This is a genomic window from Muricoccus nepalensis, from assembly GCF_006438825.1.
GTDB lineage: Bacteria > Pseudomonadota > Alphaproteobacteria > Acetobacterales > Acetobacteraceae > Roseomonas > Roseomonas nepalensis.
Genome location: NZ_RCZP01000096.1, coordinates 1 through 5,572, shown reverse-complemented (window position 1 = coordinate 5,572; position 5,572 = coordinate 1). Strand labels below are relative to the sequence as shown.

The following is a 5,572-nucleotide window of genomic DNA, read 5'->3' as shown; positions in this document are numbered from 1 at the left end:
CCCACTCCGTTCATTCTCCCGTCGTCGTTGGATCTGAACGCGGCGTCGTTGTTGCGGGAGGGGCTGCTCGTGCGTCTGGAGGCGGGGGGGCTGGAGTTGGAGGCGGGGGCGGTCGAGCGGGTGTCGACGCCCGGGCTTCAGGTGCTCGCCGCGGCGGCCGCGAGCGCGCGGGCACGCGGCGCGGCGTTCCGGCTGCGGGGCGTGCCGGCGGCGCTGGCGGACGCGATCCGCGATCTTGACCTCGCCGCCGCCATTCCGACGGAGGGCTGACATGGCCAAGCGCGTGATGACCGTGGACGACAGCCGCACCATGCGGGAGATGGTCTCCCTGACGCTGCGCAAGGCCGGCTTCGAGGTGAGCGAGGCCGAGGACGGGCGCGACGCGCTGTCCAAGCTCCGGACGACGCCGGTCGACGTCGTGATCACCGACCTGAACATGCCGCACATGGACGGCGTGACGCTGATCAGCACGCTGCGCGGCGACCCCCGGTGGCGGTCGGTGCCGATCCTGATGCTGACCACGGAGTCGGACGCGACCAAGAAGGCCGCCGGAAAGAGCGCGGGCGCCACGGGCTGGCTCGTGAAGCCCTTCGACCCGGCCAGGCTGATCGACGTCGTCAAGCGGGTCGCGGGCTAGCCGCGATGAGCTTCGACCACCTGCGCGGCACCTACTTCGAGGAGAGCGCCGAGCTTCTCGAGAGCGCCTACGCGCAGCTCGCGCTGCTCGCCGAGGGCGCGCACGACGAGGACACGGTGCACGCGCTGTTCCGCGCGGTCCACTCCATCAAGGGCGGCGGCGGCGCCTTCGGGCTCGAGCGCGTCGTCGGCCTGGCGCACGCCATGGAGACGCTGCTCGACCTCCTGCGGGAGGGCGAGCGGGCGCTCGAGCCGGGACTCGTCTCGCTGATGCTGCGCGGCGCCGACGCGCTGGCCGACCTGCTGGCGGCCGAGCGCGACGGGCGGGGGTGCCCGCCGGGCTTCGAGGACGCGCTGGTCGCGGCCTTCCTGCAGGCGGCCGACGCGCCGGCGGCACCCGGCGCGTCGGCGGCGTCGGCCGGGGCCGCGCCCGGGGCCGTGTCTGGGACCGCATCCGCGGCCGCGTCCGGGGCGGGCGCGGCGGGCTGGCGCATCCGCTTTCGCCCGCATCCCGCGCTCTTCCGCAACGCCAACGAGCCGCTGCTGCTGGTGCGCGAGCTGCGCCGGCTGGGGCCGCTGGCGGTGCTCGCCGAGACGGCGGACCTGCCGGCGCTGGAGGCGATGGAGCCCGAGGACGCCTATGTCGGCTGGCGCTTCAGCCTCTCCGCGCCCGTGCCGCGGGAGAGGGTGGAGGAGGTGTTCGAGTTCGTCGCCGACGACTGCGACCTCGTCATTGAGGCGGTCGAGGCGGTCGAGGCTGCCGGGGCCGCCGACGCGGTCGAGGCTGCCGGGGCCGGCGAGGCCGCGGCGCCCGCGGGCGGGCCGCCGGCCGCGGCGGAGGCGCCGGCGCCGCGAGGGGCCGAGGCGCCGGCGCCCGCCGCCTCGGTGCGGGTGGACGTGGCCAAGATCGACCGGCTGGTGAACCTTGTCGGCGAGCTGGTGATCAACCAGGCCATGCTCGTCCAGCTCGGCACCACCCTGCCGCCGAGCCTCTGCCCGGGGCTGATCGGCGGGCTCGAGACGCTGTCCCAGCACCTGCGCGAGCTGCAGGAGGGGGTCATGGCCATCCGCACCCAGCCGGTGCGCTCGGTCTTCTCGCGCATGCCGCGCCTCGTGCGCGAGCTGTCGGGGTCGCTCGGCAAGGACGTGCGCCTCGTCATCGCCGGCGAGGCGACGGAGATCGACAAGACCGTCGTCGAGCGGCTGGCCGACCCGCTGACGCACCTGCTGCGCAACGCGCTCGACCACGGCATCGAGCCGCCGGCGGACCGCCAGGCGGCCGGCAAGCCCGCCCAGGGCACCATCCTCCTCGGCGCGGAGCAGCGCGGGGGCCGCATCGTCATCGAGGTCTCGGACGACGGCCGCGGCATCGACCGCGCCCGGGTCTTGGCGCGCGCGCGCGAGCGGGGGCTGGTCGCGCCCGACGCGGTGCTGGGCGAGGGGGAGATCGACGAGCTGATCTTCCGGCCGAGCTTCTCCACCGCGGCCGCCGTCTCGGCGGTCTCGGGCCGCGGCGTCGGGATGGACGTCGTGCGGCGCGACATCCAGGCGCTCGGCGGGCGGGTGACGGTGGAGTCGCGGCAGGGCGCCGGCTCGCGCTTCCTCCTCTCCCTGCCCCTCACCCTCGCGGTGCTGGACGGGCTGGTCGTCGCCGTCGGGCGCCAGGCCTACATCCTGCCGATCGCCGTCATCGTCGAGAGCCTGCGCCCGCGGCCGGAGGACATCCACGCGGTGGTCGGCCATGGCCGGGTGCTCGCGATCCGGGGCGCCTACATCCCGCTCCTGCCGCTGCACGAGCGCTTCGGCGTGCCCGACGCGGAGGGCGACCCCTCGCGCGGGATCGTCGTCATCGTCGAGACGGAGAAGGACGGGCGCCTCGGCCTGCTCGTGGACGACCTCGTCGGCCAGCAGCAGGTCGTCGTGAAGAGCCTCGAGACGAACTACGGGCCCGTGCCCGGCATCGGCGGCGCCACCATCCTCGGCGACGGGCGGGTCGCGCTGATCCTCGACATTCCCGGGCTGGACCCGGGCGCGCGGCCCGCCCCCGCGCCCGTGGCCCTGCCGCAACCCGCCCTGCACTAGGGAACCCGCATGCCTCCCTCCCTCCCGGACCCCGCGGCCCCCGCCCCGGGCATCGCCGCCGCCGCCGCCACAGCTGCCGCCGCCGCCGGCCAGCACGGCCAGTACATCACCTGCGCGCTCGGCGAGGCCGAGTACGGCGTCGACATCATGGCGGTGCGCGAGATCAAGGGCTGGGCCGAGACCACGGCCATCCCGCACGCGCCCGCCTGGATCCGCGGCGTGATCAACCTGCGCGGCGTGATCGTGCCGATCCTCGACCTGCGCGCGCGCTTCGGCCTCGCGCCGACCGTGCCGACGCCCATGCACGTCGTCGTCATCATCCAGGCCGGCGCGCGCACGTGCACGCCTGATCAACCCTGATCAACCCCTGACCCGCCACCCCTGATCGCCACCCCGATCGCCACCCCTGATCGCCACCCCTGATCGCCCCCGGAGCCCGAGCATGTTCATCACCCGGACGAACCAGGCCGCCGCGCCTGCCAGCTTCTTCGACCGCCGCGCCGCGCGCGACCGACGCGCCGCCGCGCGCGACCTCGAGGCCCGCCTCGCCGCCCTCGAAGAACATCACCCCATGATCGAACTCGCCGCCGACGGAACCATCCTCGACGCTAACCAACACGCCGCCTCCGTGATGGGCACTTCCGTCGACAGCCTGCGTGCTCAGAAGCTGGCGGCGCTCATCGTGAAGGGAGAGCGGCCGGGGGCGGCGCTGACGCGGCTTCTCGAGAACGTCAGTCGCCGCTCCGCGGTCACGATCGACCTGCCGTTCGCCTGCCTGAACAAGCAGAACCTGACGCTCCGCCTCGCCGCCGCTCCCATCCTGGCCGACGATGGTTCGGCCCCCCGCGCGGTGGTGCTGATCAGCGACGTCAGCGACGCCGTCGCGGCGAATCATGCCCGCACGGCGCTCGACAGCATCGCCACGGCCGTGATGATGGTCGACCGTGACTTCGTTGTCGCGCAGGTGAACCAGCCTGCCCGGACGCTGCTGACCCAGCACGCCGACCGGTTCCGGAAGATCTGGCCGAACTTCGATCCGGCCCGTGTCGTCGGGACGTGCATCGATACCGTTCACAACGGCTCCTCGCAGCAGCGTCTTGTGCCCGCCGACCCATCGCGCTTGCCCTTCCGCACCGATATCTCGGTGGGCGACCTGACGTTTGCCCTTGCCGTGAGCGCACGTCACGACGCCGAGGGGAATCATGACGGGAACATCCTGGAATGGACGGATGTAACGGAACTGCGGATCCAACAGGGACAGCTTAAGGCCATCGATCGGTCGCAGGCGGTGATCGAGTTCTCGACGGACGGGCGCGTGCTGCACGCGAACGCCAACTTCCTCTCGACGCTCGGCTACACGCTCGATGAGATCCGAGGTCAGCACCACAGCCTCTTCGTCGATATCGCCTATCGGCAGAGTGCCGATTACCAGGCCTTCTGGGAGCGGCTGGGCCGCGGTGAGTACGACGCCGGGCGGTACAAGCGGATCGGCAAGGGCGGGCGCGAGGTCTGGATCCAGGCGAGCTACAATCCGGTGCTGGATCAGAACGGCCGTGCCTTCCGGGTGGTGAAGTACGCGACGGACATCACGGAGCAGGTGCGTGCCACCGAGGCCTTGCAGCGTGCGGTGGGGGAGACGCAGGCGATTGTGGCGGCGGCGGAGGGGAACGACCTGAGCCAGCGCATTCCGATGGCGGGCAAGACGGGGGAGATCGGGGATCTCTGCGCTGGCATCAACGGCATGCTGGACACGATGGCCGGCGTGGTGGCGACGATCACGGAGAGCTGCGGGGCGATCACGGTGGCCTCGCGCGAGATCGCGATGGGCAACACCGACCTGTCGCAGCGGACCGAGGAGCAGGCGGCGAGCCTGGAGGAGACCTCGGCCAGCCTCGAGGAGCTGACGAGCACGGTGCGGCAGAACGCCGACAACGCGCAGCAGGCGAACAAGCTCGCGGCCTCGGCCTCCGAGACGGCGACGCGCGGCGGGCTGGTGGTGACCGAGGTCGTGCGCACGATGGACGGCATCACCCAGTCCAGCCGCAAGATCAGCGACATCATCGGCGTGATCGACGAGATCGCCTTCCAGACGAACATCCTCGCGCTGAACGCGGCGGTGGAGGCGGCGCGCGCGGGCGACCAGGGCCGGGGCTTCGCGGTGGTCGCCGCCGAGGTGCGCAACCTCGNCCGACAACGCGCAGCAGGCGAACAAGCTCGCGGCCTCGGCCTCCGAGACGGCGACGCGCGGCGGGCTGGTGGTGACCGAGGTCGTGCGCACGATGGACGGCATCACCCAGTCCAGCCGCAAGATCAGCGACATCATCGGCGTGATCGACGAGATCGCCTTCCAGACGAACATCCTCGCGCTGAACGCGGCGGTGGAGGCGGCGCGCGCGGGCGACCAGGGCCGGGGCTTCGCGGTGGTCGCCGCCGAGGTGCGCAACCTCGCCCAGCGCAGCGCCAACGCCGCCAAGGAGATCAAGGCGCTGATCTCGGACTCCGTCGAGAAGGTCGACAGCGGCTCGAAGCTCGTCACCTCGGCCGGCGAGACGATGAACGAGATCGTCACTTCGGTGAAGCGCGTGACCGACATCATGGCGGAGATCTCGGCGGCGTCGCAGGAGCAGAGCACCGGCATCGAGCAGGTGAACACCGCCGTCTCGCAGATGGACAAGATCACCCAGCAGAACGCGGCGCTGGTCGAGGAGGCCGCGGCCGCCGCCAAGTCCATGGAGGAGCAGACGACGGCGCTGGCCGAGATGGTCGCGGGCTTCGTCCTGCCGGACGGCTACGCCGCGGCGCCGGCCAAGGCCACCGCCGCGGCGCCGGCGAGGGCGGCGGGCGGGCGGGCGGC

General features: G+C 72.6%; 5 protein-coding genes and 1 pseudogene. All 6 read left to right on the top strand.

From position 1 onward, the window contains the following. Positions 1 to 270: STAS domain-containing protein (locus tag EAH89_RS30420; protein ID WP_140887863.1), on the top strand; the 270-nt coding region annotated here is incomplete at its 5' end. A gap of 1 nt (position 271) precedes the next feature. Next, positions 272 to 637 (top strand): response regulator, encoded by a 366-nt coding sequence (locus tag EAH89_RS30415; RefSeq protein WP_140887860.1) that lies wholly within the window; start codon positions 272 to 274, stop codon positions 635 to 637. Positions 638 to 642: 5 nt separating this feature from the next. Next, positions 643 to 2,718: a chemotaxis protein CheA gene (locus EAH89_RS30410; RefSeq protein ID WP_140887857.1), complete on the top strand. Its 2,076-nt coding sequence runs from the start codon at positions 643 to 645 to the stop codon at positions 2,716 to 2,718. A gap of 9 nt (positions 2,719 to 2,727) precedes the next feature. Then, entirely contained in the window at positions 2,728 to 3,078 is a 351-nt protein-coding gene (locus EAH89_RS30405; protein WP_140887854.1) for a chemotaxis protein CheW, read from the top strand. Positions 3,079 to 3,160: 82 nt separating this feature from the next. Continuing rightward, positions 3,161 to 4,858 (top strand): annotated as a pseudogene (locus EAH89_RS33705) (methyl-accepting chemotaxis protein); the annotation flags it as partial. Positions 4,859 to 4,976: 118 nt separating this feature from the next. Then, on the top strand, positions 4,977 to 5,572 hold a 596-nt coding region (locus EAH89_RS32355; protein ID WP_277753918.1), incomplete at its 3' end, for a methyl-accepting chemotaxis protein.